Origin of the sequence: Halomonas sp. 3D7M (genome assembly GCF_014897885.1) — a bacterium.
GTDB lineage: Bacteria > Pseudomonadota > Gammaproteobacteria > Pseudomonadales > Halomonadaceae > Vreelandella.
Genome location: NZ_JABUZF010000112.1, coordinates 1 through 1,200, shown reverse-complemented (window position 1 = coordinate 1,200; position 1,200 = coordinate 1). Strand labels below are relative to the sequence as shown.

At 56.7% G+C, this 1,200-nt stretch carries 2 protein-coding genes; both read left to right on the top strand.

Going from position 1 to position 1,200, the window contains the following annotated elements:
- Window positions 1–615 (top strand): 4Fe-4S dicluster domain-containing protein (locus tag INT22_RS04995; RefSeq protein WP_193067808.1); only part of this gene is annotated, 615 nt, incomplete at its 5' end.
- Window positions 599–1,200 (top strand): NrfD/PsrC family molybdoenzyme membrane anchor subunit (nrfD, locus tag INT22_RS04990; RefSeq protein ID WP_193067807.1); only part of this gene is annotated, 602 nt, incomplete at its 3' end. The genes INT22_RS04995 and nrfD, both read left to right, overlap by 17 nt.

Below are 1,200 nucleotides of genomic sequence, written 5' to 3'. Positions count from 1 at the left end.
CAATGCATCGGCTGCCAAGCCTGCACGGTGTCGTGCCATATCGAGAATGCTGCACCGCTTGGCCAGTTTCGAACCACTGTCTCTCAATACGAAGTGCAACACCAAGAAAGTGGTGAACTGGCAACGTTTATGCTGCCGCGGCTATGTAACCACTGCGAAAATCCGCCCTGTGTGCCTGTTTGTCCCGTTGAGGCGACCTATCAACAGCAGGATGGCATCGTTGTCGTCGATAGTGACCGCTGCGTCGGCTGTGCTTACTGCGTCAACGCCTGCCCCTACGATGCCCGTTTTATTAACGAACGCACTCAAACTGCCGACAAATGCACCTTCTGTGCTCACCGTTTAGAAGCGGGGCTACTGCCTGCCTGCGTTGAAAGCTGTGTGGGTGGTGCCCGCATTATTGGCGATATGCGCAATCCAGACAGCCAAATCAGCCGTCTGATCAACGAGCATCGCGACGCGCTCATGGTGCTTCAGCCAGAAAAAAACACCCTTCCCCAAGTGTTCTATTTAGGTATGGACGAACGATTCACTACGCGCCCCGTGGCAGAACCCGTGGCGCTTGAAGTGCTCGACCCACACGGCCAGGAGATGGGCTATGAATTCCACCATTGAACTACTCGCCCCACGCTATGACATCGCCTGGTATCCCTGGGCAGTGCAGTACTTTTTTATGATTGCGGTCTCCTACGCCAGCCTTTGGCTGGCAGCGCCCGCACTGGTGTTTGGCAAGCAATCCTGGTTGCCTACAGCACGTCTGGCAATGATCGCCTGCGTCAGCACAACGTTAGTCGCACCGGTGGCCTTATTGGCAGATCTACACCAGCCACTGCGCTTTTGGCATTTCTACGCCTACGCCAATACGCATTCGTGGATGTCGATTGGCAGTGTGGTACTGCCGCTGTATCTGATCAGCGTTTTAGGCTTCGCCTGGCTGGCTTGGCGACCCGCGCTGCAGGCCCGCCAACAGGCAGCAGGGCTGAGCGGGTTGATCGCCAAGTGGTTGAGTATGGGCAGTGGCGCGACACCCAAAGCGCTGGTGGCCCTGGTTGGGTTGGCCGCGCTGATGCTCTCAAGCGCCATTATGCTCTACACCGGAGCGGAGTTAGCTATCGTCAAAGCTCGCCCGCTATGGAACACCATTTGGCTACCGCCCATGCTGGTAGCGAGCGGATTTATTGCCGCCGCTGGGTTAATACT